This window comes from Nocardioides sp. F233 (assembly GCF_057813895.1).
The window spans coordinates 104,095-128,287 of the sequence record NZ_JBVASH010000008.1 but is presented as its reverse complement, the minus strand read 5'-3'; the positions used below and the strand labels follow the sequence as shown (position 1 = coordinate 128,287).

Sequence of the window (24,193 nt, the reverse complement as noted above, 5' to 3'; positions counted from 1 at the left end):
CACCCGTCTACCTGTCGCTTGTCCGCGGGAAACAGCCGAAATCGGGGCCTCTGCTGCTGACAACCGCCGGGAAGTCGCGTGGACAGCGTGTTACTGCGCGAGCTGCGCGGTGCCGCCTGTCGGACGCCGGTGCCTCGCCTGTCGGACGCTGACCTCGATCGACCGCGCCTCGTAGGGCAGGATTCGGGGTGTGAGTGCTGACGACGCCCGGGCCGAGCTCCACCGACTCCGGTCGAGCATCGACAACCTCGACGCCGCCCTCGTGCACCTGCTGGCGGAGCGGTTCAAGTGCACCGAGGCGGTCGGTCGCCTCAAGGCGCGTGCCGCGATGCCACCGGCCGATCCCGCTCGCGAGGCGGTCCAGATCGCGCGGCTGCGGTCGATGGCGGAGAGCTCGGGGCTGGACCCGCACTTCGCCGAGAAGATCCTCAACGTGATCATCGCGGAGGTCATCCGCAACCACGAGCAGTTCGCCGAGGAGAACGAGGACTGACGCTCGCCGGGGCTTGTAACTAAGGGTTACAGGTCGAATTCCGGTGTCACAACGCCCGGGTAGTGGCAATTGCGCCCGGGTAGTCGGTCCGCGCCGCTGGGCAGGCTCGGTCTGTTCGGACGACCCGGGGTGGGTGGATCGATGCGCGATCTCCCCGGGCGTTGTTGCTGCTACCCGGGTGCTGTGGTGCCTGTTTTCGTGACGTAACCCTTAGTTACAAGGGCGCGCAGGTATGCTTAACTGCGGTTAACGAAATCGCGGAGGAGGGCCCCGATGTACGTCGCCGCGTCCGACCTGGACGCCCTTCGCCTGTCGCTCGGCGAGGGGCCGCAGTCGGCGATCAAGGTGCTGATCGCCGTCTTCCTGCTGGGCATCGCCCTCGACACCAAGCCGTCCGACCTGCGGGCGGTGCTGCGCCGGCCGCTCGTGCTGGTCGTCGGGCTCGTGGCGCAGTTCGCCGTGCTGCCCGCGGTCACCCTGATGCTGTGCCGGGCGCTCGACGTCGGCGGCTCGGTCGCGCTGGGGATGCTCCTGATCGCCTGCTGCCCCGCGGGCAACCTCTCCAACCTGCTGACCCACCGCGCGCAGGGTGACGTCGCGCTGTCGATCGCGCTGACCACCTGCTCCAACGTGGTGGCCGTGCTCGCGACCCCGGTCGCGTTCGCGTTCTGGGCCGCGCGCCACCCGGCGGCCGACGCGCTGCTCCACGACATCCGGCTCGACCCGGTCGAGATGGGCGTCGAGGTGGCGCTGCTCATCGGACTGCCGTTCGTGATCGGGCTGGTCGTGGCTGCGCGGCGCCCCGACCTCGCGGCGCGGTGCCGGCGCCCGGTCGAGGTCGCGGTCCTGCTCGTGCTGCTCCTGATCATCGTGGCCGGCCTGGCCAGCCGCGGCAGCATGATCGTCGAGCACCTGGGCGAGGTCGCGTTGCCGGCGATCACGCAGAACGCGGTCCTCCTGCTCATCGGGTACGCCGTGGGCCGGTCCCTGCGGCTCCCGCCGGCCGGGGTGCGGGCGATGAGCTTCGAGATGGGCGTGCGCAACACCGCGGTGGGCCTGGTCCTCGCGCTGGCCTACTTCGACCAGCTCGGCGGCGTCGCGCTGGTGGTCGCCTTCTGGGGACTGTGGGACGTGCTCGCGGGCCTGACCCTGTCGACGCTGTGGCGCCGCCGGTCCGCGCCCGTCGCCGAGCCGGTCCGATGAACTCGCTACGTCGTGAGCGCGCGGGGCAGGTGCGCCGAGCCGCGCTCGACCAGCGACTCCAGTCCGCGCCGGGTGGCGGCCGCGTCGTCCGCGCCGACCGCGTCGGCGAGGCCCGCCTCGAACTCGGCGTGGAAGGCGGTGGCGCAGGCGAGCGCCGCGCGTCCCCGCTCGGTGACCCGGACCGCACGCACCCGCCGGTCGCTCGTTCCGGTGCGCTCGAGGTAGCCGGCCCTCAGCATCGGGTCGATCGCCTTGAGGGTGCCGGGGCTGCTGAGGTCCATCCGCTCGGCCAGGTCGCGCAGGCTCAGCTCGTCGTCGCCGAGCGTGCGCAGCACCCACCCGCTGCGGACCGTGAACTCCTCGAACCCCGCTGCGGCCAGCCGCTCGTGCAGGGCGTCGACGAACACGACGCCCGCGAGGCTGAGCAGCACGCCGAAATCCGTCACCCGAGCATCGTAGGAGCCAGCGCGTGAGCGAGACCCCCCTGGCCGGACCCGTCATCGCCCGTACGGCGGCCGGCTCCGCGCCGTACCACCCGCCACGCCCGCGCCCGGCCGGCAGGCCGAACGTGCTGGTCGTCCTGCTCGACGACATCGGGTTCGGTCAGCTCGGGACCTTCGGCGGCGAGATCGACACCCCGACGGTCGACCGGATCGCCGGGCAGGGCCTGCGCTACAACCGCTTCCACGTGACCGCGATGTGCTCGCCCAGCCGCGCGTCGCTGCTGACCGGCCGCAACGCGCACGCGGTCGGCATCGGGTTCCTGGCCGACATGCCGACCGGCTATCCCGGCTACAGCGGGCGGATCCCCGCAACCGCTGCCACCCTGCCCCGCATCCTGCGTGACGCCGGCTGGAACACGATGGCCGTCGGCAAGTGGCACCTCACGCCCCGCAACGACCGCACCGCAGCCGGTCCGTTCGGCACCTGGCCGCTGGGGCAGGGCTTCGAGCGCTGGTACGGCTTCCTCCACGGCGACGCCAACCAGTGGACCCCGACGCTCTACCGCGACAACTCGCCGGTCGAGCCGCCGGCGACGCCGGAGCAGGGCTACCACCTCACCGAGGACCTGGTCGACGAAGCCGTGCGGATGGTGCGCGACCAGAAGCACGCCGCCCCCGACAAGCCGTTCCTGATGTACCTCGCTCCCGGTGCCGGGCACGCACCGCACCAGGTCCCCGCCGAGTGGATCGAGCGGTACGCCGGCCGCTTCGACGACGGCTGGGAGGCGGTCCGCGAGCGGACCTTCGCGCGGCAGGTCGCCGCGGGCGTCGTACCGGCCGGCACCACCCTGCCTCCGCGGCCGGAGTGGGTGCAGGACTGGGCAGAGGTCGGCGAGGACGAGCGCCGCCTGTTCGCGAGGTACGCCGAGGCGCATGCCGGCTTCATCGCCCACTTCGACCACCACCTCGGCCGGCTGGTCGACGCGCTGGAGGAGATGGGGATCCTCGACGACACGATGATCGTGCTCACCTCCGACAACGGTGCGAGCGCCGAGGGCGGCCGGGTCGGCTCGCTCAACGAGCACCGGTTCGGGTTCGGCGTCGCCGACGACCTCGACGACAACCTCGAGGCCATCGACGACATCGGCGGCTGGCGTGGCTACAACCACTACCCGTGGGGCTGGGCCTGGGCCGGGAACACCCCGTTCCACCTGTGGAAGCGCTACTCCTGGCTCGGCGGCGTCCGTGTTCCGATGGTCCTCAAGCCGCCACGCGGTGTCGCCGCGGCCGGGGATGTCCGCGAGCAGTGGTGCCACGTCGTCGACCTCGCGCCCACGATCCTCGACCTGTGCGGGGTGGCCGCACCGGAGCAGGTCGACGGCGTGGCCCAGCAGCCGATGGCCGGCGCCTCGCTCGTGTCGACGATCCGCGACGCCGCGGCACCCTCGCCCCGCACGACCCAGTACTTCGAGATGCTCGGCTCCCGCTCGATCATCCACGACGGCTGGAAGGCGACGACCGACCACGTCTCGACGGGCGTCGACGACGAGCGGCTGATCCCCGGCAGCCGGGACTTCGACACCGACCGCTGGTGCCTGTTCCGGATGGACGACGACTTCTCCGAGGCCCACGACCTCGCGGACCAGCACCCCGACGTGGTGGCCGAGCTGGAGGCCCGCTGGGAGGCGGAGGCCGAGGCCAACCAGGTGTTCCCGATGACCGACGGGCTCTACGGCCACCTGCCCGGCATCGAGCCGCCGCTGTGGCCGGTGCCCGAGCGGCTCGTGGTGCGTCCCGGCGGCAACCCGGTGGCCGACGAGGCGGTCCCGTCACTGGCCCTGGGTGCACTGGTCGAGGCGGCGGTCGTCGTCCCCGATGCGGGCGCCGAGGGCGTGCTCGCCGCGATCGGCGACTGGTCCAACGGCTGGGCGCTGGTCGTCGTCGGCGGCTGCCCGCGCTTCCTGCTCAACGTCACCAGCACGCCGTACGCCGTCGCGTCGGCCGCCCCGCTGGCCCCCGGACCGCACGCGGTCGGGTTCCGGCTGGCCGGGCCGGAGGGGATCCTCCTGGTCGACGGCGAGGAGGTCGCGCGTGCGTCGTTCCCGCAGGGCATGGGGGCCAGCGGGATCCAGATCGGCGGCGGCGGGCTGCGCCTGGGCCACGACGCGGGTTTCCCCGTCAGTGACGACTACGCGCCGCCGTTCCGGTGGACCGGCGGCCTGACGAGCGTGACCTTCACCGGAGGTCAGGCGCTGGCGGAGCTGGATGTCGAGCGAGCCCGGCTGGAGGCGCTGCTGCGTTCGGAGTGAGCGAGGTGCTCCCGCAGCAGGGCGGCGACCTCCTCCGGCGCCTCGTACGGCGCCAGGTGGCCGACGCCCGGCAGCACCTCCAGCCGCCCGTCCGGTACGGCGGCCGCGAGCTCGGCCATCACCGCAGGCGGTGTCGCGAGGTCGTCGGCGCCGGCGACGGCGAGCAGGGGAACGCCCACGGCAGCCAGCCGCGAGCGCACGTCGAAGCCGCTGAGCGCCTCGCACACGCGGGCGTAGCTCTCGGGGTCGACCGCGGCGAGGTCGGTGGCCGCGGCGTCGCGGCGCCCGTCCGCCTCGCCGACGAGGGACCCGAACCAGCGGCCCGGGGAGGAGGCGACCATCGGCGCCATCCCCTCGGCGCGGACCAGGGCGGCCCGCTCCGGCCACGTGGGCCAGGTGCCGAAGGCGGCCTCGCTGCACAGCACGGCCAGCGACGTGACCCGCTCGGGGTGGTCGAGCGCGAGCTGGAGCCCGACGGCGCCGCCGACCGAGTCGCCGGCGTACGCGAACGGCACGTCGCGACCGGCCACCTCGGACACCGCTGCGAGCACTGCCGCGGCCAGCCCGGCCGGGGAGAAGCCCGGCGTCAGCCGGTCGACCGCAGGGCTCGCGCCGTGGCCGGGGAGGTCCCAGCCGAGCACGTTCCAGCCGGGGAGCCGGGACGCCACGGGACCCCAGAGCCGGTCGACCGTCGTACCGAGGGACGGGCCGACGACCAGCAGCGGCCGGGCCGGCCGGCCGGACAGGTGGCGCACCGCGATCGAGGGCAGCATCAGATCGCCGACGGGTGCTCGGTCAACGGGGTGACCTCGATCCGCATGTAGGGGAACAGCGGCAGGTTCGACAGGATCTCGTGCAGGCGCGCGTTCGAGGCGACGTCGAAGATGCTGATGTTGGAGTACAGCCCGACGATGCGCCAGATGTGCGCCCACTCGCCGGTGCGCTGCAGCTCCTGGGAGTACGCCCTCTCCCGCGCGACCGTGTCCTCCCTCTCGGCAGGATCGAGGTCGCGCGGGATCGAGACGTCCATCCGGACGCAGAAGAGCATCAGCGCACCGGGTCGAGCACGAAGCCGTAGTCGACGGCGACCGAGCCGTCGGCCTGGGCGACGGGAGCGAGCACCAGCTCCGGCTTCACGGCCGAGGCGATGTCGTCGTCGTTGTGCTCGTCGCCGGGGAAGTAGAGCTGGGCCGTGAGCAGCTCGTGGCCGGGCGCCGAGACCTTCACGTGCAGGTGCGCGGGTCGCCAGGCGTGCCAGCCGGCGGCGGCGATCAGCTTGCCGCAGGAGCCGTCGGTCGGGATCTGGTACGGCGCCGGCTGGATCGTGCGGATCTCGAAGCCGCCTGCGGCGTCGGTGCGGAAGTTGCCACGCAGGTTCCACTCCGGGATGCCCGGGGCGAACTGCGAGTAGAAGCCGTCGGCGTCGGCGTGCCAGAGCTCGACGAGCGCGTCCTCGAGGACGGTGCCGTCGGTGGAGGTGACCGTGCCGGTCCACACGAGCGGGGTGCCGGACTCACCATCGCGCATGTCGATGGTGCCCTTGCTGCCGTGCTCGGGTGCGTTCGGGACGTAGTAGGGGCCCTCGATGGAACCCTTGTTGCCCTCGCGGTGGGCCGTGTTGACGTCCTCGACGACGTGCTCGAGCCACACGTCGAGGAAGAGCGGCCACTCGCCGTCCTCGCCGACACCGATCATCCACGCCTTGAGCGCGTTGAACTCGTCGTAGGTGACCTTCTCCTCGCGGACGGTCTCGTAGACCGCGTCGAGCACGCGGCGGGCGAGCCGGTCGACCCGCTCGGGCGGCGTACCGGCGACGGCGGCGAAGGGCGACTTGTCGGAGTGGAAGCGCTCGGTGGCGCTGGCGCCGGAAGCGGCGGCGGTGGCGACCTCGGTGGTCATGGCGGGTGTCCTCTCGGGTTGGGGTGGTGCGGGTCAGGAGTCGGTGCGGTAGCGGCGGAGCTTGTCGTCGTCGATCTCGACGCCGAGACCTGCGCCGGGGCGCAGGGCGAGCTCGCCGTTCTCGATGCGGAGCGGCTCGGTGAGCAGGTCGTCGCTCATGTCGAGGAAGTTGGACAGCTCGCCGGCGTGCAGGCTGCTGCGCTGGTGGGCGGCGCCGAACGCGACGGAGCAGATCGAGCCGAGCTGGCCGTCGATCTGGTTGCCCATGACCACCTCGAGGCCGAGTCCCTCGGCGAGGTGGAGCACCCGCTGCGAGCCGGTGAACCCCGTGCGGGCGGTCTTGATGGAAAGTGCGGTGGCCGAGCCACCGAGCACCTCGCGGGTCACCTCGGCCGGCGTGGTGGCCGACTCGTCGGCGATGAACGGTACGTCGAGCTGCTGCACCAGCCAGCGCCGGCCGAGCACGTCGTCGGCGGGGCTCAGCTCCTCGGCGAAGGCCAGGTCGAGGTCGGCCATCTGCCGCATCGCCCGTGCGGACTCCGACGCGGTCCAGCCGCGGTTGCCGTCGACGTACAGGACGACGTCGGAGCCCAGGCCCTCGCGCAGCGCGCGGACGACGGCGACGTCGAGGGCGGCCGGGCGGCGACCGACCTTGACCTTGAAGGTGGTGATGCCGTGGACGTCGCGCATCCGCTCGGCCTCGTCGACCATCGCGGCCGGCTGGTCGAAGCCGAGCATGTGGGAGACCCGCATCCGGTCGGTGTAGCCGCCGAGCAGCTCGGAGACGGGCAGCCCGAGGGTGCGGCCCAGCGCGTCCCAGACAGCCATGTCGATCGCGGCCTTCGCGGTCGGGTTGCCGACCGTGCGGCCCATCAGTGCGGCCATCTGCTCGCGATCGGTGAGCGCCAGGCCGACGACCTGCGGGGCGAAGATCGTCTCGATCACCGCGAGGATCCCGCGCTGAGTCTCGCCGTACGTGAACGGTCGCGGCGGCGCCTCGGCGACCCCGACCACCCCGTCGTCGGTGTGCACGCGGACCAGCACGTGGTCGGCCACGTGGACCTCGCCGCTGGCGAACTTCAGCGGCTTGACGTAGGGGATCCGGAAGGGGATCGCCTCGATCGCGGTGATCTTCATGGGAGTCCTCAGGAGGCGGTGATCGGGGTGGGAGCGGCGGTGAAGAACCCGTTGCGGTCGAGCACGTCGAGCGCGCCGGCCACCAGGGCCGAGGCGTCGTCCGCGCGCCAGGCGAGGGAGAGGTCGATGGTCGCGGCGTCGGCGACGTCGCGGAACACGACGCCCTGCAGCTGCATGCTGCGCACCGACTCGGGCACGAGCGCGACGCCGAGCTGGGCGGCGACGAGGGCGAGCAGCGCGGCAGTGCCGGGGGCGCGGTGGGTGATGTTGGGGGAGAAGCCGGCGCGCAGGCAGCTCGACACCATCGCCTCGTTGACCGCCGAGCGGGTGTCGGCGTACGCGACGAACTCGTCGGCGGAGACGTCGACGACCTCGAGCGCGGGCTCGGCGGCGAGCCGGTGGTCGGCGGGGAGGGCGAGCACCAGTGGTTCCTGCAGCAGCGACCGGGTCTCGATGCCGGGCTCGGCGACCGGGCCGCGCAGCACGCCCAGGTCGAGGCGGCCGTCGACCAGCCGCTCGACCTGGCCCGGGGTGAGCAGGTCGGCCTGCACCTCGAGCGCGACACCCGGGAGCGCCGACCGGACGATGCGGGAGAGCCGAGCCAGCTGGGTGAACGCGCTGGTGCCGGTGAACCCGACCCGGAGCAACCCGCGACTGCCCTCGGCGATGCTGCGGGTGCCGACCACGCAGGCGTCGAGGTCGGCGAGGATCCGACGCACCTCGCGGTGGAAGAACTCGCCGGCCGGCGTCAGGCTGACCTGGCGAGTCGTGCGGGCCAGGAGCAGCACGTCGAGCTCGGCCTCGAGGCGTCGTACGGCCTGGGAGAGCGCGGGCTGGGCGAGGTGGAGACGCTCGGCCGCCCGGCCGAAGTGACAGGTCTCGGCGACGGCGTCGAAGTAGCGCAGCTGCTTGAGATCCATGGGTCACCTCCTCCTGTCGGCCGGCCCGGTGACGACGCCGGTGTGGTGGTCGTCACGCGGTCCCACCACGCTAGATCCGGTCGATCCAGAAGCACAAAGACCAATAGTTCGAGGATTCATAACTCAGGATTATGAATCCTTGCGGCGGTTCCGGTCGTGGGTGCGGTCGCGGTCTGGTTCGCTTCGGTCATGGGGCCGAGCGCGCGGGGAGTCGTCCGCGACCTCGGCCCGACCGAGGTCGCGAACGGCGTCGTCGGCGCGATCTTCGCGATGACCGGCCCGGTGGCGGTGATCCTGACGGCGGCGGCGAGCGCGGGTCTCGCGCCGGACCTGGTGAGCTCGTGGATCTTCGGGGTCTTCGTGCTCAACGGTGTGCTGACCGTGCTCGCGTGCTGGGCGTACCGCCAGCCACTTGCCTTCTTCTGGACCATCCCCGGCACCGCCCTCGTCGGGCAGGCGGCCGGTCACCTGCCGTGGTCCGACGTGCTCGGGGCCTACCTGCTGACCGCGCTGCTGCTCGTCGGGCTGGGCGCGGTCGGTCGCGTCGACCGCCTGATGGCCGCGCTGCCGACGCCGGTGGTGATGGCGATGGTGGCGGGGGTGTTCCTCGGCTTCGGGACCGGGCTCGTCTCCGCCCTCGGTGCGACGGCCCGGGTCGCCGTACCGATGGTGCTCGCGTTCGTCGCGGTCGCGCTCGTGCCGCGGGCCCGCGCGGTGCTGCCGCCCGTCGTCGCGGCCGTCCTCGTCGGCGCCGCGGCAGTCGTCGTCACCGGCACCGGTGGCCCGGTCGCGTGGCCGGACAGCGTCCTCGCCGTACCCGTCCTGCAGGCGCCGACCTTCTCCTGGGCAGCGGCCGCAGAGCTCGTGCTGCCCCTCGCGGTCACCGTCGTGTTCGTCCAGAACGCCCAGGGAATGGCGGTCCTGGCGGCGGCCGGCCACCGCGCGCCGATGCGGTTCGTCACCGTCGCGTGCGGCCTGGTGTCCGTGCCGGCCGCCGCGATCGGCGCGATCAGCAGCTGCCTGACCGGGCCGACCAACGCGCTGCTGACGGCGTCCGGCCGGCGCGAGCGCCACTATGCCGCCGGCATCGTGTGCGGCCTGGTCGCGATCTGCTTCGGCGTGCTCGCGCCCCTCGCCGTGGCGCTGCTCGGCGCCGCACCGGCGGCGTTCGTCGCGGCCCTCGCCGGCCTGGCCCTGCTCCGGGCACTGCAGGGCGCCTTCGCCACGGCCTTTGCCGGGCCCGACGTCACCGCGCCGCTGCTGACCTTCCTGGTCACCGCATCCGGCGTGACCTTCTTCTCGCTGGGTGCGCCCTTCTGGGGGCTGGTCACCGGGGTCGTGGCGACCTGGCTCACCGGCCGGCGCTCACCGGAAGGTCAGCCAGGCCCCGACAGCGGTCGTGAGCGGAGCCGTCAGCAGCCACCAGGTGAGCGCTGAGCGGTGGTGGATCGCCCGGCCCGCGACGACGGCGATGGCCATGAACGCGCCGGCGATGACGTTGAGGCCGGCGCGGGCGGCGGTCGCCGAGGGGTCGATCTCGAGCGCGGCGACGACCATCCCGGCGGCGAGGTGAGCGGTGGTGAAGACCATGAGCGTCGACATCACCCACCGCTGCACGTTCGTCAGGGCGCGGTCGTTGACCGGACGGACCGGGTTCGCCGGGTCCATCAGGTGCCGGCGGCGGCGGGGTGCGGCGTCCGTGGTCATCGTCAGACCTCCACCGGGGCGCCGATCAGCGAGCCGTACTCGACCCACGAGCCGTCGTAGTTGCGGACGTCGGGCAGGTCGAGCAGCTCGTGCAGGACGAACCAGGTGTGCGCGCTGCGCTCGCCCACCCGGCAGTAGACGGTGACCGGGCTGCCGTCGAGGGCGAGCCCGGCGCCGCCGTACAGCGCACGGAGCTCGTCGTCGGTGCGGAAGCTGCCGTCCTCGGCGGCCGCCTGCGACCACGGCACGTTGACCGCGGTCGGCACGTGGCCGGGCACCTGCGGCTGCTCCTGGGGGAAGTGCGCCGGCGCGAGGATGTCGCCGCTGAACTCGGCGGGGGAGCGGACGTCGACGATCTCGCGTACGCCGATCGCCGCGATCACGTCGTCGCGGAAGGCCCGCAGTGCGGGGTCGGCCGGACCGGCGGTGTACGTCGACTCCGCGCGGTGGGTGACGACGCCGTCCAGCGGACGGCCCTCGAGCTCCCACTTCTTGCGGCCGCCGTCGAGCAGGCGGACCTCCGCGTGGCCGTAGAGCTTGAACACCCAGTAGGCGTAGGCAGCGAACCAGTTGTTGTCGCCGCCGTAGAGGACCACGGTGTCGGCGTTGGTCACGCCGTGCCGGCCCATCAGGGCAGCGAAGCCGGACTGGTCGACCACGTCGCGACGCGGGACCTGGCGCAGGTCGGTGGACCAGTCGAGGCTGGTCGAGCCCGGGACGTGGCTGGTGCCGTGGAGGGCGGGGTTCTCGTCGACCTCGATCACGACGACGCCCGGGGCGCCGAGGCGCTCCTCGAGCCAGTCGCCGTCGACGAGGACATCGCTGCGGGCCATGGTCATCTCCTGAGTGATTGGTTTGTGTGGCAACAGTTTGTACACCAACTATTGCTACGCTAACAACATGCCGACCGCTCCTGATTCCCGTCCGCAGCTCGAGAACCCGCTCGCGCTCGACCAGCAGGTCTGCTTCGCCCTCGCGATCGCGTCGCGCAGCGTCATCGCGCTCTACCGGCCGCTGCTCGAGCCGCTCGGACTGACCCATCCGCAGTACCTCGTGATGCTGGCGCTGTGGGACAGCGAGCCGCTGCGCGTCTCGGAGCTCTCGAGGATGCTGGAGCTGGACCCGGGCACGCTCTCGCCGCTGCTCAAGCGGCTGGAGTCGGCCGGCTACCTGCGTCGCGAGCGCGACCCGCACGACGACCGCGCGCTCGCGGTGGTGCTGACCGAGCGCGGCAGGTCGCTGCGCGACGACGCCGAGGCGATCCCGCCCGCGATCGTGGAGCGGCTCGGGATGCCGCTGGAGGAGCTCCTCGACCTGCACGCCCGGCTCACGGCCGTGATCGCGGCTACCCGCTGACCAGCTCGCGCACCAGGCTGAGCGTGCGCAGCAGGTGGGCCTCGGTCCGGTCGCTGCGGTGGGCCACGGCCAGCTGCACGGTCGGGACCGGCCGGGCGAGCGGTACGTAGACGACCCCGGTGAGGGCCAGCGCCTGCACCGGCTCGGGGACGACGGCCACCCCCAGGCCACCGGCCACGAGGGTGACCAGGGTGGACGTCTCGCCGACCTCGTGCCGGATCTGCGGCGCCAGACCGGCCTGCGCGAAGAGGGCGCGGACGACGTCGTACATCGCGGAGCGGCGACCGGCCGAGTGCACGATCAGGTCCGAGCCGGCGAGGTCGGTGACGCGCAGCCAGCGCCGGGTCGCCAGGCGGTGGTGGATCGGCACGGCGACCACGAGTCGCTCCTCGCGCAGCGTCGTGAGGGTCAAGGACGCGTCGTCGACCGGAGGGCGCAGCAGGGCGAGGTCGATCGCGCCGGTGCGCAGCGCCTCGACCTGGTCGGCGACGAGCATCTCGCCGCGGAACGCGAAGTCCACGCCGGGCAGCTCCTCGGCCAGCCGGCGGGAGAGGTCCGGCAGCAGGCTGTACGTCGCGGACCCGACGCAGCCGATCGCGAGCCGGCCGACCGCACCGGCGGCGACCCGGCGGGCCTCGTCGGCGGCGTCGTCCACCTCGGCCAGGATCGCCCGGGCCCGCTCCAGGTAGGCCGCTCCTGCCGCGGTCAGGTCGACGCGCCGGGTGGTGCGGACGAACAGCTCGACGCCGACCTCGGCCTCCAGGCGGCGGATCTGCTGGGAGAGCGGGGGCTGGGCCATGTGCAGGCGCTCGGCGGCGCGGCCGAAGTGGCGTTCTTCGGCCACGGTCACGAAGTACCGCAGGTGGCGCAACAGATCCATATGTCAGATCGTCTCAATCGTGTCGAATACTGATCCTTCACAATATCAACTCGTACGCCTAGCGTCGGTGTCGTGAGCTCCTTCGTCTACGCAGCGGTCCGTACCCCGTTCGGCCGGTTCAACGGCTCCCTCGCCGGCGTCCGGACCGACGACCTCGGCGCCTCCGTCGTCTCCTCGGTCCTGGGCCGCACGCCCGCCCTCGACCCTGCCGCGATCGGCGACGTGGTCTGGGGCAACGCCAACGGCGCGGGGGAGGACAACCGCAACGTCGGCCGGATGGCGACCCTGCTGGCCGGCGTACCGGTCAGCGTCCCCGCGACCACGATCAACCGGCTGTGCGGCTCCAGCCTCGACGCCGTGATGGTCGGCTCGCGCACCATCGAGACCGGCGACGCCGACATCGTCCTCACCGGCGGCGTCGAGTCGATGACCCGCGCCCCGTGGGTGCTTCCCAAGCCCGACCGCGCGTTCCCGGTGGCCGACGTCACCGCGGTCTCCACCGCGCTGGGTTGGCGGCTGGTCAACCCGCGGATGCCGAAGGAGTGGACGGTCAGCCTCGGCGAGGCCAACGAGCAGCTGCAGGAGAAGTTCGGGATCTCCCGCGAGCGCCAGGACGAGTTCGCCGCGCGCTCCCACCGGCTCGCCCACCAGGCCTGGGAGGACGGCTTCTACGACGACCTGGTCGTCCCCGTCGACGGCGTCGACCTCACCCGCGACGAGGGCATCCGCCCCGGCAGCACCACCGAGTCGCTCGGCGGCCTGAAGCCGGTCTTCCGCAAGGACGGCACCATCACCGCCGGCAACGCCTCCCCGCTCAGCGACGGCGCGTCCGCCGTCCTGCTCGGCTCGGAGGCCGCCGCCGACCGGATCGGTACGACGCCCCTGGCGCGCGTGGCCGGCCGCGCGGCGTACGCCCTCGAGCCGCAGGCCTTCGGCTACGCGCCGGTCGAGGCGGCCAACGCCGCCCTCGCCCGCGCTGGCATCGCGTGGTCCGACGTCGGCGCGGTCGAGCTCAACGAGGCCTTCGCCGTCCAGTCGCTCGCCTGCGTCGACGCCTGGCCGATCGACCCCGAGATCGTCAACCAGCGCGGCGGCGCGATCGCGCTCGGGCACCCGCTCGGTGCCTCCGGCGGCCGGCTGGTCGGCACGCTGGCCAAGGTGCTGCGCGAGACCGGCCAGCGCTGGGGCGTCGCCGGCATCTGCATCGGCGTCGGCCAGGGACTGGCCGTCGTCCTCGAGAACGTCGAGGCCCGCTGATGGCACGCACCCAGATGATGGAGACCGCCGACGAGGCGGTCGCCGGCATCGAGGACGGATCCACCGTCCTGGTGGGCGGATTCGGCCTCGCCGGCATGCCGTTCGACCTCATCGACGCCCTCATCCGGCAGGGCGCCAAGGACCTCACCATCGTGTCCAACAACGCCGGCAACGGCGAGGTCGGCCTGGCCGCGCTGCTCAAGGCCGGCCGGGTGCGCAAGGTCGTCTGCTCGTTCCCGCGCCAGGCCGACTCGTACGTCTTCGACGAGCTCTACCTGTCGGGCCGGCTCGAGCTCGAGGTCGTCCCGCAGGGCAACCTCGCCGAGCGGATGCGGGCTGCGGGAGCAGGGATCGGCGCGTTCTACAGCCCCACCGCCGTCGGTACGCCGCTCGCCGAGGGCAAGGAGTCGCGGGTGATCGACGGGCGCGAGTACCTGCTCGAGTACCCGATCAAGGGCGACTACGCGCTCATCTCCGCCCACGCCGCCGACCGACTGGGCAACCTCGTCTACCGCAAGACCGCCCGCAACTTCGGGCCGGTGATGGCCGCCGCGGCCACCACGACCATCGCCCAGGTGAGCACCGTCGTCCCGACGGGCGCGCTGGACCCCGAGGCCGTCGTCACCCCCTCGATCTACGTCGACCGCGTGGTCGCCGCCGAGGCCCGCCACTACACCGTGCAGGGAGCCCGCTGATGACCGTCGAGAACCTGGGCCGCGGCCCGCTCACGATGGACGAGCTCGCCGAGGTGATCGCCCGCGACATCCCCGAGGGGTCCTTCGTGAACCTCGGCATCGGCCAGCCCACCAAGATCGCCGATCACCTCCCGGACGAGCTCGGCGTCATCCTGCACACCGAGAACGGCATGCTCGGGATGGGCCCTGCCGCGCACGGCGACGAGGTCGACGCCGACCTGACCAACGCCGGCAAGGTCCCGGTGACCGAGCTGCCCGGGGCGTCGTACTTCCACCACGCCGACTCCTTCGCCATGATGCGCGGCGGCCACCTCGACGTCTGCGTCCTCGGCGCCTACCAGGTTGCCGCCAACGGCGACCTCGCCAACTGGCACACCGGTCGCCCCGACGCCATCCCCGCCGTCGGTGGCGCGATGGACCTCGCCATCGGCGCCAAGGACGTCTTCGTGATGATGGGCCTGTTCGGCAAGGACGGCTCGCCCAAGCTGGTCCCGGCCTGCACGTACCCACTCACCGGTGTCGGCTGCGTCAGCCGGGTCTACACGGACCACGGGGTCTTCGAGGTCGGCGGCCCGGCTGTCGTCGTACGCGAGACGTGGGGGATCTCCGTCGAGGAACTCGGTCGCCGGCTCGGCCTGGCGTTGGCTACAAAGGAGGGGTGACCCCCGACGCCGACTCCTTCCGCGCGCTGGCGCGCAGCTCGCCCTGGCGCTGGCGCACGCTGCTGTTCCGGGTCCGGGCGTCATGGCTGGGCGACGAGGTCGAGGCGTACGTCGCCCGCCCCGGCCGGCTCGTCGTTCGCGACGCCGGCGGTCAGGTGCATCGACAGGAGGGTCTGCCCTACGGGACGGTCTGGACCCGGTTGGGGGACGGCCGGTCGGAGACGAGGCCGCGGACGCCGTTTCCGCACGAGGTGGCGCCGGTGGTGCGCCCCGACGGCCTGGTGGCCGAGCGGCCGCTCGCGCACTTCGAGGTGCGCTACGACGACCCGATCTGGCGCAACTACACCTGGGTGGCGATGCTCGACCCGGTCGAGCTGAGCGACCACGTGCAGGCCGACCGGGTCCGCGTCGACGTCGTCGCGGGACGTGAGGCATGGCGCGCCGACCTCGTCCCGCTCGTCGGCTACGAGCCCCGGTGCGGAGGTGGCTGCTGCGAGCTGCTCTGGAGCGAGGTCTCCTGGCACAGCGAGACCGAGGGGCCGGGTACGCCCAACTGGCGCCCGGTCCCGGACGGCACCGTCTTTCCCGACCACCACGACGTCGCCCTCGACGTGCAGACCGGCATCGTGCTGCGTTGCCTCCCGGTCGGTGGCGCGCCCGACGCGGCGTGGCAGGAGATGGACGTGCTCGAGGTCGACGGCCCGGCGCCGGACTGGGCTGAGGTCGAGGTCTGATCCGGTCCCACGCGTGATCGACGGTGCCGTCCGCCGTCCACAACCCGAGTCCCGTCCCTCGTTCTCCACAGCCCTTCCAGTCACGCGCGTCACCGTGTCGGACGCTCCCACCAGTGTCGTCTCCTCCACGACCAACGGAGGTGCCCATGGCGGGAGATCGGTACGACGCGAACGCGGCGCGTGAGGTGTGGCAGCGGCTGCTGTGGCGGCTGACGGAGCCACGGCGGGTCCCGACGGCCGAGGCCGAACGGCTGTCCGCGTTCTCGGTGTCGATCACCGACCCGATGGCCGAGCGGGTCCTGCTGCAGGCCGTCGCCTCGGCCTACGGACTGGGCTGGCAGCCGAGGGAGGTGGTGCACGCGGTGACCCGTCGCCTCGGTCGCACCGGAGGACGTCTCGTCGACCTGGCCGTCGTCGCCGATCAGGACCGACGTGCCGGAGCCGTCGACCCGCGATGGCAGGCCCAGCTGGATCGGTTGGTCGCCGGCTCCGAGTCGACCCGGCTCGACTGGTTGCGCCAGTGGCGCCGCCGCGACGGCGTCGACCGGGCACGGTGCTACGACACCGCGGCCGACGTGTGGCGGGTGGTGGCACGGTTGCCCCGGATCCCGCTCCTGGTCCCGCCGCCGGGGTGCGATCCGTCGGTCGTGGAGGTCGCGTCGCCCGGCGGAGCCACGACCGACGACCCGGTCCTGGGCCGGATCCGCAAGCTGCTGGCGAAGGCCGAGTCGACGGCGTTCGAGGCAGAGGCGGAGGCGCTGACGGCGAAGGCCCAGGAGCTGATGGCGCGGCACACCGTCGACCGAGCCCGGCTCCTCGACCGAGGGCCCACCGACGGACCTCGCATGATCCGGATCCTGCTCGAGGCGCCGTACGCCGCTGCCAAGGGGGTTCTGCTCGCCGCGGTCGCCCGGAGCAACCGCTGTCGTTCCGTCGAGCTCGGCGGGCTCGACCTGGCTGCCGTCGTCGGGCACGCGGAGGACCTCGCCACGGTCGAGATCCTGTTCACCTCCCTGCTCGTCCAGGCGGGCAACGCACTCGCCGCTGCTGCCCACGGTGCAGGCAGCGGGGAACGCACCCGATCGGCCGCCTACCGGCAGTCATTCCACCTCGGCTTCGCGGCCCGAGTCCGGGAGCGGCTGCTCGCCGTCGAGGCCGAGGTGCTCGCCGAGCCGGGATCCTCCGGCGCTCTCCCGGTCCTGCGCTCGCGCGTCGCCGCCGTCGAGGACGAGTTCGACCGGCTGTTCGCCGGACGCCTGCGTGATCGCAACGTCGGCGGCCGTTACGACGCCCTCGGTGCGGCGCAGGGCCGCTCCGCGGCCGACCGAGCCCGGTTGCACGCTGGCGAGCTCTCCGCATGAGGAGGCACGATGAGACGTATGACGACCCCGACCCTCGGCCCTGGGCACACCCGGGACGACCTCGACCGGATGCCCGACGACGGCAACCGCTACGAGCTGCTCGAGGGTGAGATCGTCATGTCACCGGCACCCTCCTACGACCACCAGCGGATGTCAGGAGCCCTGCACGTCGCACTGCACCTGGCCCGACCCGAGGGACTCGTCGTCCTTGCCGCACCCTTCGACGTGCAGCTGGAGGAGCTGTCGGTGGTCGAGCCCGACCTGCTGGTCGTGGAGCGGGACCGTCCCGAGCAGCGAGGGTTGACCGGCGCCCCGCCCCTGGTCGTCGAGATCCTCTCGCCGACCAGTCGTGGCCGTGACCAGGTGCGCAAGAAGCGGATCTACGAGCGGGCCGGCGTCGCGTCGTACTGGATCCTCGATCCCGAGGTGCCGAGCCTCACCGCGTGGGAGCTGCGGGACGGCCGCTACGAGGTGGCCGCACTGGTCGCCGGCGACGAGGAGTGGACCGCGGCCGCGCCGTACGACCTCACCCTCGTCCCGGCGCGACTGCTGGACTGAACGCAGACCGTCGGAGAGTTCCCCAGTTCGCCCACCGCGAACACCGGAACACCGCAGCCCCGGAAGGCATTGGAAGGGGCATGACGAACCCGATCCAGCTTCCGGTGCTGTTCCTCTCCGATGTGGTGGTGCTCCCCGGGATGGTGGTCCGGGTCGAGCTCGACGAGCCCGCCCGAGCCGCCATCGACGCCGCTCAGCTTGCCTCGCGGGAGTCCGGTGAGGTCGCTCAGGTCCTGGTCGCTCCGCGCCTCGAGGACCGCTACGCGTCGTACGGCGTCGTGGCCAGCGTCGAGAAGGTCGGCCGGTTCTCCGGTGGTGAGCCGGCGGCCGTGCTCAAGGCCGGCGGGCGTGCCCGCATCGGCAGCGGCGTGACCGGTCCCGGCGCGGCCCTGTGGGTCGAGGTCGAGCCGGTCGACGGCGGGGTCGTGGACGACGACGTCCGCGCGCTCGCCGAGGACTACCGCAAGCTCGTCGTGGGCCTGCTGCAGCGTCGCGAGGCCTGGCAGGTCGCCGACCAGGTGACCCGGATCGACGACCCGGCGGCGCTGGCCGACACGGCCGGCTACGCGCCGTACCTCTCCGACGACCGCAAGCGCCAGCTCCTCGAGACCCCCGAGGTCGCCGAGCGGCTCCGGCTGCTCGTGGAGTGGACCCGCGACTTCGTCGCGGAGTCCGAGGTCAGCGACAAGATCGACGCCGACGTGCGCGAGTCGTTGGAGAAGAACCAGCGCGAGTTCCTGCTGCGCCAGCAGCTCGCCGCGATCCGCAAGGAGCTCGGCGAGGGCGACCCCGAGGGTGGCGACGACTACCGTGCCCGCGTCGAGGCCGCCGACGTCCCCGACAGCGTCCGCGAGGCGCTGCTGCGCGAGGTCGACAAGCTCGAGCGCTCCAGCGACCAGAACCCCGAGGCCGGCTGGATCCGCACGTGGCTCGACACCGTCCTCGACCTGCCGTGGAACGTCACGACCGAGGACGACACCGACGTCGTCGCGGCGCGTGCCGTCCTCGACGCCGACCACCACGGGCTCGACGAGGTGAAGGACCGGATCACCGAGTACCTCGCCGTCCGGGCCCGCCGTGCCGAGCGCGGCCTCGAGGTCGTCGGCGGTCGCGGCTCCGGCGCCGTCGTGCTGCTGGCCGGGCCTCCGGGCGTCGGCAAGACGTCGCTCGGCGAGTCCGTCGCGCGGGCCCTCGGGCGGAAGTTCGTCCGGGTCGCCCTCGGTGGTGTCCGTGACGAGGCGGAGATCCGCGGTCACCGGCGCACGTACGTCGGCGCGCTGCCCGGTCGCGTCGTGCGGGCGATCAAGGAGGCCGGCTCGATGAACCCGGTCGTGCTGCTCGACGAGGTCGACAAGGTCGGCTCCGACTACCGGGGCGACCCGGCTGCCGCCCTGCTCGAGGTCCTCGACCCGGCGCAGAACCACACCTTCCGCGACCACTACCTCGAGCTCGACCTCGACCTGTCCGACGTGCTGTTCATCGCGACGGCCAACGACATCGGCTCGATCCCGGCCGCCCTGCTCGACCGGATGGAGCTGGTCTCCATCGACGGCTACACCGAGGAGGACAAGGTGGCGATCGCCCGCGACTTCCTGGTCCCGCGGCAGCTCGAGCGGGCCGCCCTGTCCGCCGACGAGGTGAGCATCAGCGACGAGGCGCTGCGCGAGATCGCGGCGAACTACACCCGCGAGGCGGGCGTCCGCCAGGTCGAGCGACTCCTCGCCAAGGCGTTCCGCAAGGCCACGGCCCGGCTCGCGTCGGGCTCGGTGGACCGCGTCGACATCGGCGTCGACTCACTGGTGGAGCTGATCGGACGGCCGCGGTTCACCCCGGACGTCGAGGAGCGTACGTCGGTCCCCGGCGTCGCCACCGGGCTCGCCGTGACCGGCATGGGCGGTGACGTGCTGTACGTCGAGACCTCGGTCGCTCCGGGGGAGACGGGGCTGACCGTGACCGGTCAGCTGGGCGACGTGATGAAGGAGTCGGCACGGATCGCGCTCTCGTGGGTGCGCTCGCACGCCGCCGAGCTCGCCATCCCGGCCGAGGCCTTCGAGAAGTCGATCCACGTGCACTTCCCCGCGGGCGCCGTACCCAAGGACGGCCCGTCCGCGGGCGTCACCATGGTCACCGCGCTGGTCTCGCTGCTCACCGGTCGCCCGGTCCGCTCGGACATCGCGATGACCGGCGAGGTCACGCTGTCCGGCCGGGTGCTCCCGATCGGCGGCGTGAAGCAGAAGCTGCTCGCCGCCCAGCGTGCCGGCGTCACCGAGGTGTTCATCCCCGAGCGCAACCGGCCCGACCTGGACGACGTCCCGGCCGAGATCCTCGCGGCGCTGACGGTCACCCCCGTCGGTGCGGTCACCGAGATCCTGGAGCGGGCGCTCGTCGTCACGGAGGCCTCGACGGTCGCGGCCTGATCTGTGTGCGTCGCAACGACCGGATTTGTCGTCGGACCGCCCGGCTGGCGACGAATTCGGTCGTTGCGACGTCCACACTCAGGCGCCGGCGAGGTCCTCGGCATCGATGATCCGGTACGCGTAGCCCTGCTCGGCCAGGAAGCGCTGCCGGTTCTGGGCGAACTCGGCGTCGACGGTGTCGCGGGCGACGATCGTGTAGAAGTGCGCGACCTTCCGCTCGCCGTCCGGTCCGGGCTCGCCGGGGCGGAGCAGGCGGCCCAGCCGCTGCGCCTCCTCCTGCCGGGACCCGAACGACCCCGACACCTGGATCGCGACCTCCGCCGAGGGCAGGTCGATGGAGAAGTTCGCGACCTTCGACACCACCAGCAGCCCGATCTCGCCGGACCGGAAGCCCTCGAACAGCCGCTGCCGCTCCTTGACCGTCGTCTGCCCGGTGATGACCGGCGCGTCCAGCGCGGTCGCGAGCTCGTCGAGCTGCTCGAGGTACTGCCCGATGACCAGCGTCGGCTGCCCTGCGTGCTTCGTCACGAGGTCGCGTACGACGCCCAGCTTCTCCGGGGTGCACGCCGCCAGCCGGTAGCGCTCCTCCGGGTCCGCGGTCGCGTACGACATCCGTGACGCGTCCGGCAGCGAGACCCGGACCTCGATGCAGTCGGCGGGCGCGATCCAGCCCTGCGCCTCGATGTCCTTCCACGGGGCGTCGTACCGCTTGGGGCCGATCAGCGAGAACACGTCGCCCTCGCGACCGTCCTCGCGCACGAGCGTCGCGGTCAGCCCGATCCGGCGGCGCGCCTGCAGGTCCGCGGTCATCCGGAAGATCGGCGCCGGGAGGAGGTGCACCTCGTCGTACACGATCAGGCCCCAGTCGCGCGCGTCGAACAGCTCGAGGTGCGGGTAGACACCCTTCCGCTTGGTCGTGACGACCTGGTACGTCGCGATGGTGACCGGTCGGATCTCCTTGACGGTGCCGGAGTACTCGCCGATCTCGTCCTCCGTCAGGGAGGTACGACGTACGAGCTCGTCCTTCCACTGCCGGGCGCTCACCGTGTTGGTGACCAGGATCAGCGTGGTCGCCTGTGCGTGCGCCATGGCCGCGGCACCCACCAGCGTCTTGCCGGCGCCGCAGGGGAGGACGACGACGCCGGACCCGCCGTGCCAGAACGACTCGGCCGCGTCGCGCTGGTAGTCGCGCAGCGTCCAGTCCTCCTCGGCCAGAGCGATCGGGTGCGCCTCGCCGTCGACGTAGCCGGCGTAGTCCTCGGCCGGCCAGCCGATCTTGAGCAGCGCCTGCTTGAGGTTGCCGCGCTCGGAGGGGTGAACCGCGACGGTGTCGTCGTCGATCCGCGCGCCGAGCATGCCGGCGATCTTCTTGGCGCGCAGCACCTCCTCGAGCACCGGCCGGTCGCTGGAGGCCAGCACCAGCCCGTGCACGGGGTGCTTCTCGAGCCGCAGCCGGCCGTAGCGCGCCATCGTCTCGGCGACGTCGACCAGCAAGGCATGGGGGACCGGGTAGCGCGACCAGGTCAGCAGCGTGTCGACGACCTGCTCCGCGTCGTGGCCCGCGGCCCGCGCGTTCCACAGCCCCAGCGGGGTCAGCCGGTAGGTGTGGATGTGCTCGGGGGAGCGCTCCAACTCGGCGAACGGTGCGATCGCCTTGCGGCACTCCGCGGCCTGCGGGTGGTCGACCTCCAGCAGCAGCGACTTGTCCGACTGCACGATCAGGGGTCCGTCTGTCACCGCACGAGTTTACTGGGCGTCGGTGGGCGCGGCTTCATCACGGGATGTAGCCGAAGCGGAGGTTCTGTAGCGGAACTCCGCTACAGAACCGACCACTCACCTACATCCCGTGATGAAGCCGAGGTCGGCAGGTCACCCCACAGGGATGACCCGGCTGATCCGGTGCACGGCGTACCGGCGCTCGGCGTCGGGGTCGTCCTCGTCCGCGTCGGCGTCGAACGCGGTCAGCTGGCCGCCCTCCACGACGAGCGGGCGTACGGCCCGCTCGGACACCACGCCCTGGTTGTCGGTGAACCCGATGAGCACGGCGCCGCCGCGCTCGATCGCTTCACGCAGCGCCGACAGCACGCCGCCGCCAGCGGCGGTCGCCGTCGCCGGACGCGACCGGGCGGCCTCGTCGCCCTCGCGCAGCGTCGCGACCGCGGACACGACCTGGGCGGCCTGCCGGGCCGTCGCCCGGGCCGCGTCGGCGCTCTCCCGGGTCCGCGGAGTGCGGGCACGCAGCGAGTCGGGGGTGCCGACCCGGACCACGCCGTCGGGTCCCTCGACCACCGGCGCCAGGCCGAGCTCGCGCAGCCGCGGGAGCAGGACGTCGATCGGCAGCGTCGAGACCACCACGGTCGGCGCGATCCGCTGCAGCCCGAGTCCCGCGGCCTTCGGGTGGTTGACCAGCGCCGCCAGCGCGGCCTCGTCCTCGGAGCGCACGAAGGACGACGCCAACCCGACGCGCAGCCGGCCGAAGGACCGGACCACGTCGTCGATCAGGTAGCTGAGCGGCTGGGGGACCGGTGTGCGCGACGCGGCGAGCACGAAGGCGTGCAGCTCGGCCGCGGTCCAGCCGGAGTCCAGCGCGCGTCGTACGGAGTCGGTGGTGAAGCGGTAGACCGTCGCGGCGCCGTGCGAGTCGACGTCGGCGACCTGCTGCAGCTGCCGAGCCAGGTCCGGCTCGAGCGGGCCGGGCGCGACAGCGGTCAGGTCGGCCTGGATCAGCACGTGGTCGACCGGCGGCGGCAGCAGCTCGGCCAGCGCGGGTGCCGGGTCCTCGCCGGCCAGCAGCAGTCGGGCGTACGACGCCAGCACGTCCGCGCCCGTCAGGCCGAGGACCGCCGCCTCGGCGACCGCCCACGCCACCAGGTCGGGACGCGTCCGGGGCCGGCGCGGACGTTCCCACGCGACTCGCGCGACCACGGACGGCAGGCCGGTGCCGGCAGAGAGACCGTGCCCCTCGGGCAGGCCGGCCAGGACCGCGAGCGCCATCGCCTTCGCCTCCGGCATCCCGGCAGCCGACAGCTCGGGGGTCAGCGCGTTCCACGGCTTCTGGTCCGGTCCGCGCTCGCCGACCAGCGACGGCAGCCGCGGGCTCGACAGCCAGGCCCGCGCCAGCACGGTCCACCGCTCGGCGACCGGCCGCTCGGCCCACTCGTCGAACGCCGACGTCGGCACCCACACCGGGTTGCCGTCCGCGTCCGCACGCGTGCCGGCCAGCCCGGCCTCGTGCGCGAGCTCGACGATCAGCGCCGCCTCGGGCTCCGACACCTGCAGCTGGGTCGCGGCCGCCTTGAGCTCACGGACCCCGAGGCCGGTGGTGCGCAGCGCGGCCGCCGGGCGGGTGCCCCACCACTCGAGGAGCAGCCCGACGCGTCGTACGACGTCCGTGGCGGCGCCCAGGGCGGCACTCGCCGCCAGCCGCGGCGACCGCTCCTCCGACGCGACCGCCGGCGCGACGTCGACCGGCTCGGTCGTCGTGCGGCCCTCGCGGACCGCGAGTCCGACCTCGCCGGGCACGACCAGCAGCCCGGGCAGGAAGGACCCGCCGGGGACCAGCAGCCGGTGCGCGACGAGCAGCTCGGCGGGCGTCTCCGCGTCCTCGGGGCGCAGCCCGACCCGCACCGACCCGGACTTCGCCGTACCGCCTTCCGCGATGACGTGGTCGAGCAGCGCGCGGGCGCCCGACGGCAGCGCCGCCAGCGCCTCCGCGATCTCCTCGGGCGGACGCGGGGCCGCCGTCCTCGGCCGCAGCCCGCTGACCCCGGCGTCCGGTCCGCCGACCATCGCGTCGGCCACGCCGCTCAGCGCCCGCAGCCCCTCGGGGGAGTCCCAGGCGACCGCGAGATCGCGCAGCCGGGCGAGCGTCGCGGCGACGTACGCCGGCTCGGCGCGGACGATCGCGGCGACTTCCGGATCGGTGGTTTGGCCGGCGACGACGAGGGCATCCAGTACCGAGAGCTCGCCTCGGGTGAGGCTGTCGAGCGCGCGAGCGATCGAGTTCCTCACCGCAGCGCGGGACGCAAGTTGTCCGAAGTCGTGAGGGGCAGGGGTGGCCAGGTCGGGACGAGCGGTGAGCAGGCGCTGGAGCCGATCGTCGGGCCACGACCGCAGCTGGTCGGCCAACGACCGGTGTCCGCTCGGTCCCGCTCCCACGGGG

23 protein-coding genes are annotated in these 24,193 nt (G+C 72.8%); 12 read left to right on the top strand and 11 right to left on the bottom strand.

The window, feature by feature from the left end; genetic code table 11:
* Positions 1 to 190 precede the first annotated feature (190 nt).
* Together ACZYRU_RS25060 and ACZYRU_RS25055 are read left to right on the top strand one after the other, a co-directional pair.
* On the top strand, positions 191 to 493 hold the full coding sequence (locus tag ACZYRU_RS25060; protein WP_203045803.1) for a chorismate mutase: 303 nt from the start codon (positions 191 to 193) through the stop codon (positions 491 to 493).
* A gap of 273 nt (positions 494 to 766) precedes the next feature.
* Positions 767 to 1,696, top strand: coding sequence for a bile acid:sodium symporter family protein (locus tag ACZYRU_RS25055; RefSeq protein ID WP_488959829.1), 930 nt, complete (start codon positions 767 to 769; stop codon positions 1,694 to 1,696).
* Between the two features lie 5 nt (positions 1,697 to 1,701).
* Here the strand turns inward: ACZYRU_RS25055 and ACZYRU_RS25050 are convergent, their stop codons facing one another.
* On the bottom strand, positions 1,702 to 2,142 hold the full coding sequence (locus tag ACZYRU_RS25050) for a MarR family winged helix-turn-helix transcriptional regulator (RefSeq protein ID WP_488959828.1): 441 nt from the start codon (positions 2,140 to 2,142) through the stop codon (positions 1,702 to 1,704).
* Between the two features lie 23 nt (positions 2,143 to 2,165).
* On the opposite strand from ACZYRU_RS25050, the gene ACZYRU_RS25045 reads away from it, so the two are divergent.
* On the top strand, positions 2,166 to 4,448 hold the full coding sequence (locus tag ACZYRU_RS25045) for an arylsulfatase (protein ID WP_488959827.1): 2,283 nt from the start codon (positions 2,166 to 2,168) through the stop codon (positions 4,446 to 4,448).
* Here ACZYRU_RS25045 and ACZYRU_RS25040 read toward each other — a convergent pair.
* Genes ACZYRU_RS25040 through ACZYRU_RS25020 form a run of 5 tightly spaced genes read right to left on the bottom strand, consistent with a single transcriptional unit; the run spans position 4,385 to position 8,404 of the window.
* Positions 4,385 to 5,221 (bottom strand): alpha/beta fold hydrolase, encoded by an 837-nt coding sequence (locus ACZYRU_RS25040; RefSeq protein WP_488959826.1) that lies wholly within the window; start codon positions 5,219 to 5,221, stop codon positions 4,385 to 4,387. The two genes, ACZYRU_RS25045 and ACZYRU_RS25040, sit on opposite strands and share 64 nt — an antisense overlap.
* Complete coding sequence (gene catC, locus ACZYRU_RS25035; RefSeq protein ID WP_488959825.1) at positions 5,221 to 5,496, bottom strand: muconolactone Delta-isomerase; 276 nt, start codon at positions 5,494 to 5,496, stop codon at positions 5,221 to 5,223. The genes ACZYRU_RS25040 and catC overlap by 1 nt, the downstream gene beginning before the upstream one ends.
* Positions 5,496 to 6,347 (bottom strand): catechol 1,2-dioxygenase, encoded by an 852-nt coding sequence (catA, locus tag ACZYRU_RS25030; protein ID WP_488959824.1) that lies wholly within the window; start codon positions 6,345 to 6,347, stop codon positions 5,496 to 5,498. The genes catC and catA overlap by 1 nt, the downstream gene beginning before the upstream one ends.
* 33 nt (positions 6,348 to 6,380) lie before the next feature.
* A complete protein-coding gene (locus ACZYRU_RS25025; protein WP_488959823.1) occupies positions 6,381 to 7,484 on the bottom strand; it encodes a mandelate racemase/muconate lactonizing enzyme family protein in 1,104 nt (367 codons plus the stop codon).
* An 8-nt stretch (positions 7,485 to 7,492) separates the two neighbouring features.
* Positions 7,493 to 8,404, bottom strand: coding sequence for a LysR substrate-binding domain-containing protein (locus ACZYRU_RS25020; RefSeq protein WP_488959822.1), 912 nt, complete (start codon positions 8,402 to 8,404; stop codon positions 7,493 to 7,495).
* A gap of 189 nt (positions 8,405 to 8,593) precedes the next feature.
* On the opposite strand from ACZYRU_RS25020, the gene ACZYRU_RS25015 reads away from it, so the two are divergent.
* Entirely contained in the window at positions 8,594 to 9,841 is a 1,248-nt protein-coding gene (locus ACZYRU_RS25015) for a benzoate/H(+) symporter BenE family transporter (protein WP_488959821.1), read from the top strand.
* Here the strand turns inward: ACZYRU_RS25015 and ACZYRU_RS25010 are convergent.
* Positions 9,770 to 10,111 (bottom strand): hypothetical protein, encoded by a 342-nt coding sequence (locus ACZYRU_RS25010; RefSeq protein WP_488959820.1) that lies wholly within the window; start codon positions 10,109 to 10,111, stop codon positions 9,770 to 9,772. The two genes, ACZYRU_RS25015 and ACZYRU_RS25010, sit on opposite strands and share 72 nt — an antisense overlap.
* 2 nt (positions 10,112 to 10,113) lie before the next feature.
* The gene (locus tag ACZYRU_RS25005; RefSeq protein WP_488959819.1) at positions 10,114 to 10,944 is read right to left on the bottom strand and encodes a sulfurtransferase; all 831 of its coding nucleotides are present in this window, start codon (positions 10,942 to 10,944) and stop codon (positions 10,114 to 10,116) included.
* Positions 10,945 to 11,011: 67 nt separating this feature from the next.
* On the opposite strand from ACZYRU_RS25005, the gene ACZYRU_RS25000 reads away from it, so the two are divergent.
* Positions 11,012 to 11,467 (top strand): MarR family winged helix-turn-helix transcriptional regulator, encoded by a 456-nt coding sequence (locus ACZYRU_RS25000; protein ID WP_488959818.1) that lies wholly within the window; start codon positions 11,012 to 11,014, stop codon positions 11,465 to 11,467.
* Here ACZYRU_RS25000 and ACZYRU_RS24995 read toward each other — a convergent pair.
* Entirely contained in the window at positions 11,457 to 12,347 is an 891-nt protein-coding gene (locus tag ACZYRU_RS24995; RefSeq protein ID WP_488959817.1) for a LysR substrate-binding domain-containing protein, read from the bottom strand. The genes ACZYRU_RS25000 and ACZYRU_RS24995 overlap by 11 nt on opposite strands.
* Positions 12,348 to 12,419: 72 nt before the next feature.
* Between ACZYRU_RS24995 and ACZYRU_RS24990 the strand changes: the two genes are divergently transcribed.
* The 7 genes from ACZYRU_RS24990 to lon all read left to right on the top strand — a co-directional run bounded on the left by ACZYRU_RS24990 (position 12,420) and on the right by lon (position 20,031).
* Positions 12,420 to 13,604, top strand: coding sequence for a thiolase family protein (locus ACZYRU_RS24990; RefSeq protein WP_488959816.1), 1,185 nt, complete (start codon positions 12,420 to 12,422; stop codon positions 13,602 to 13,604).
* Entirely contained in the window at positions 13,604 to 14,299 is a 696-nt protein-coding gene (locus tag ACZYRU_RS24985) for a 3-oxoacid CoA-transferase subunit A (protein ID WP_488959815.1), read from the top strand. Before ACZYRU_RS24990 ends, ACZYRU_RS24985 begins: the two co-directional genes overlap by 1 nt.
* Positions 14,299 to 14,961 carry a 3-oxoacid CoA-transferase subunit B gene (locus ACZYRU_RS24980; RefSeq protein ID WP_488959814.1) on the top strand — a complete coding sequence of 221 codons (663 nt, stop codon included), beginning with the start codon at positions 14,299 to 14,301 and terminating at the stop codon, positions 14,959 to 14,961. Before ACZYRU_RS24985 ends, ACZYRU_RS24980 begins: the two co-directional genes overlap by 1 nt.
* On the top strand, positions 14,958 to 15,695 hold the full coding sequence (locus ACZYRU_RS24975) for a hypothetical protein (protein WP_488959813.1): 738 nt from the start codon (positions 14,958 to 14,960) through the stop codon (positions 15,693 to 15,695). The genes ACZYRU_RS24980 and ACZYRU_RS24975 overlap by 4 nt, the downstream gene beginning before the upstream one ends.
* Before the next feature lie 146 nt (positions 15,696 to 15,841).
* Positions 15,842 to 17,056, top strand: a complete 1,215-nt coding sequence (locus ACZYRU_RS24970) for a DUF2786 domain-containing protein (RefSeq protein WP_488959812.1) — start codon at positions 15,842 to 15,844, stop codon at positions 17,054 to 17,056.
* Between the two features lie 18 nt (positions 17,057 to 17,074).
* Complete coding sequence (locus ACZYRU_RS24965; protein ID WP_488959811.1) at positions 17,075 to 17,614, top strand: Uma2 family endonuclease; 540 nt, start codon at positions 17,075 to 17,077, stop codon at positions 17,612 to 17,614.
* A gap of 80 nt (positions 17,615 to 17,694) precedes the next feature.
* Complete coding sequence (lon, locus tag ACZYRU_RS24960; RefSeq protein WP_488959810.1) at positions 17,695 to 20,031, top strand: endopeptidase La; 2,337 nt, start codon at positions 17,695 to 17,697, stop codon at positions 20,029 to 20,031.
* Positions 20,032 to 20,109: 78 nt separating this feature from the next.
* Here the strand turns inward: lon and ACZYRU_RS24955 are convergent, their stop codons facing one another.
* Complete coding sequence (locus ACZYRU_RS24955) at positions 20,110 to 21,768, bottom strand: DNA repair helicase XPB (protein ID WP_488959809.1); 1,659 nt, start codon at positions 21,766 to 21,768, stop codon at positions 20,110 to 20,112.
* 132 nt (positions 21,769 to 21,900) lie between these two features.
* Positions 21,901 to 24,189, bottom strand: coding sequence for a helicase-associated domain-containing protein (locus ACZYRU_RS24950; RefSeq protein WP_488959808.1), 2,289 nt, complete (start codon positions 24,187 to 24,189; stop codon positions 21,901 to 21,903).
* Between the last annotated feature and the right edge of the window lie 4 nt (positions 24,190 to 24,193).

Coding starts and splice junctions, on each gene's coding strand:
- ACZYRU_RS24985 (WP_488959815.1), top strand. CDS start 13,604: ATGGCACGCACCCAGATGATGGAGACCGCCGACGAGGCGGTCGCCGGC.
- catC (WP_488959825.1), bottom strand. CDS start 5,496: ATGCTCTTCTGCGTCCGGATGGACGTCTCGATCCCGCGCGACCTCGAT.
- ACZYRU_RS25020 (WP_488959822.1), bottom strand. CDS start 8,404: ATGGATCTCAAGCAGCTGCGCTACTTCGACGCCGTCGCCGAGACCTGT.
- ACZYRU_RS25040 (WP_488959826.1), bottom strand. CDS start 5,221: ATGCTGCCCTCGATCGCGGTGCGCCACCTGTCCGGCCGGCCGGCCCGG.
- ACZYRU_RS24995 (WP_488959817.1), bottom strand. CDS start 12,347: ATGGATCTGTTGCGCCACCTGCGGTACTTCGTGACCGTGGCCGAAGAA.
- ACZYRU_RS25005 (WP_488959819.1), bottom strand. CDS start 10,944: ATGGCCCGCAGCGATGTCCTCGTCGACGGCGACTGGCTCGAGGAGCGC.
- ACZYRU_RS25000 (WP_488959818.1), top strand. CDS start 11,012: ATGCCGACCGCTCCTGATTCCCGTCCGCAGCTCGAGAACCCGCTCGCG.
- ACZYRU_RS25010 (WP_488959820.1), bottom strand. CDS start 10,111: ATGACCACGGACGCCGCACCCCGCCGCCGCCGGCACCTGATGGACCCG.
- ACZYRU_RS25025 (WP_488959823.1), bottom strand. CDS start 7,484: ATGAAGATCACCGCGATCGAGGCGATCCCCTTCCGGATCCCCTACGTC.
- ACZYRU_RS25015 (WP_488959821.1), top strand. CDS start 8,594: ATGGGGCCGAGCGCGCGGGGAGTCGTCCGCGACCTCGGCCCGACCGAG.
- ACZYRU_RS24965 (WP_488959811.1), top strand. CDS start 17,075: ATGACGACCCCGACCCTCGGCCCTGGGCACACCCGGGACGACCTCGAC.
- ACZYRU_RS24980 (WP_488959814.1), top strand. CDS start 14,299: ATGACCGTCGAGAACCTGGGCCGCGGCCCGCTCACGATGGACGAGCTC.
- ACZYRU_RS25055 (WP_488959829.1), top strand. CDS start 767: ATGTACGTCGCCGCGTCCGACCTGGACGCCCTTCGCCTGTCGCTCGGC.
- catA (WP_488959824.1), bottom strand. CDS start 6,347: ATGACCACCGAGGTCGCCACCGCCGCCGCTTCCGGCGCCAGCGCCACC.
- ACZYRU_RS24970 (WP_488959812.1), top strand. CDS start 15,842: ATGGCGGGAGATCGGTACGACGCGAACGCGGCGCGTGAGGTGTGGCAG.
- lon (WP_488959810.1), top strand. CDS start 17,695: ATGACGAACCCGATCCAGCTTCCGGTGCTGTTCCTCTCCGATGTGGTG.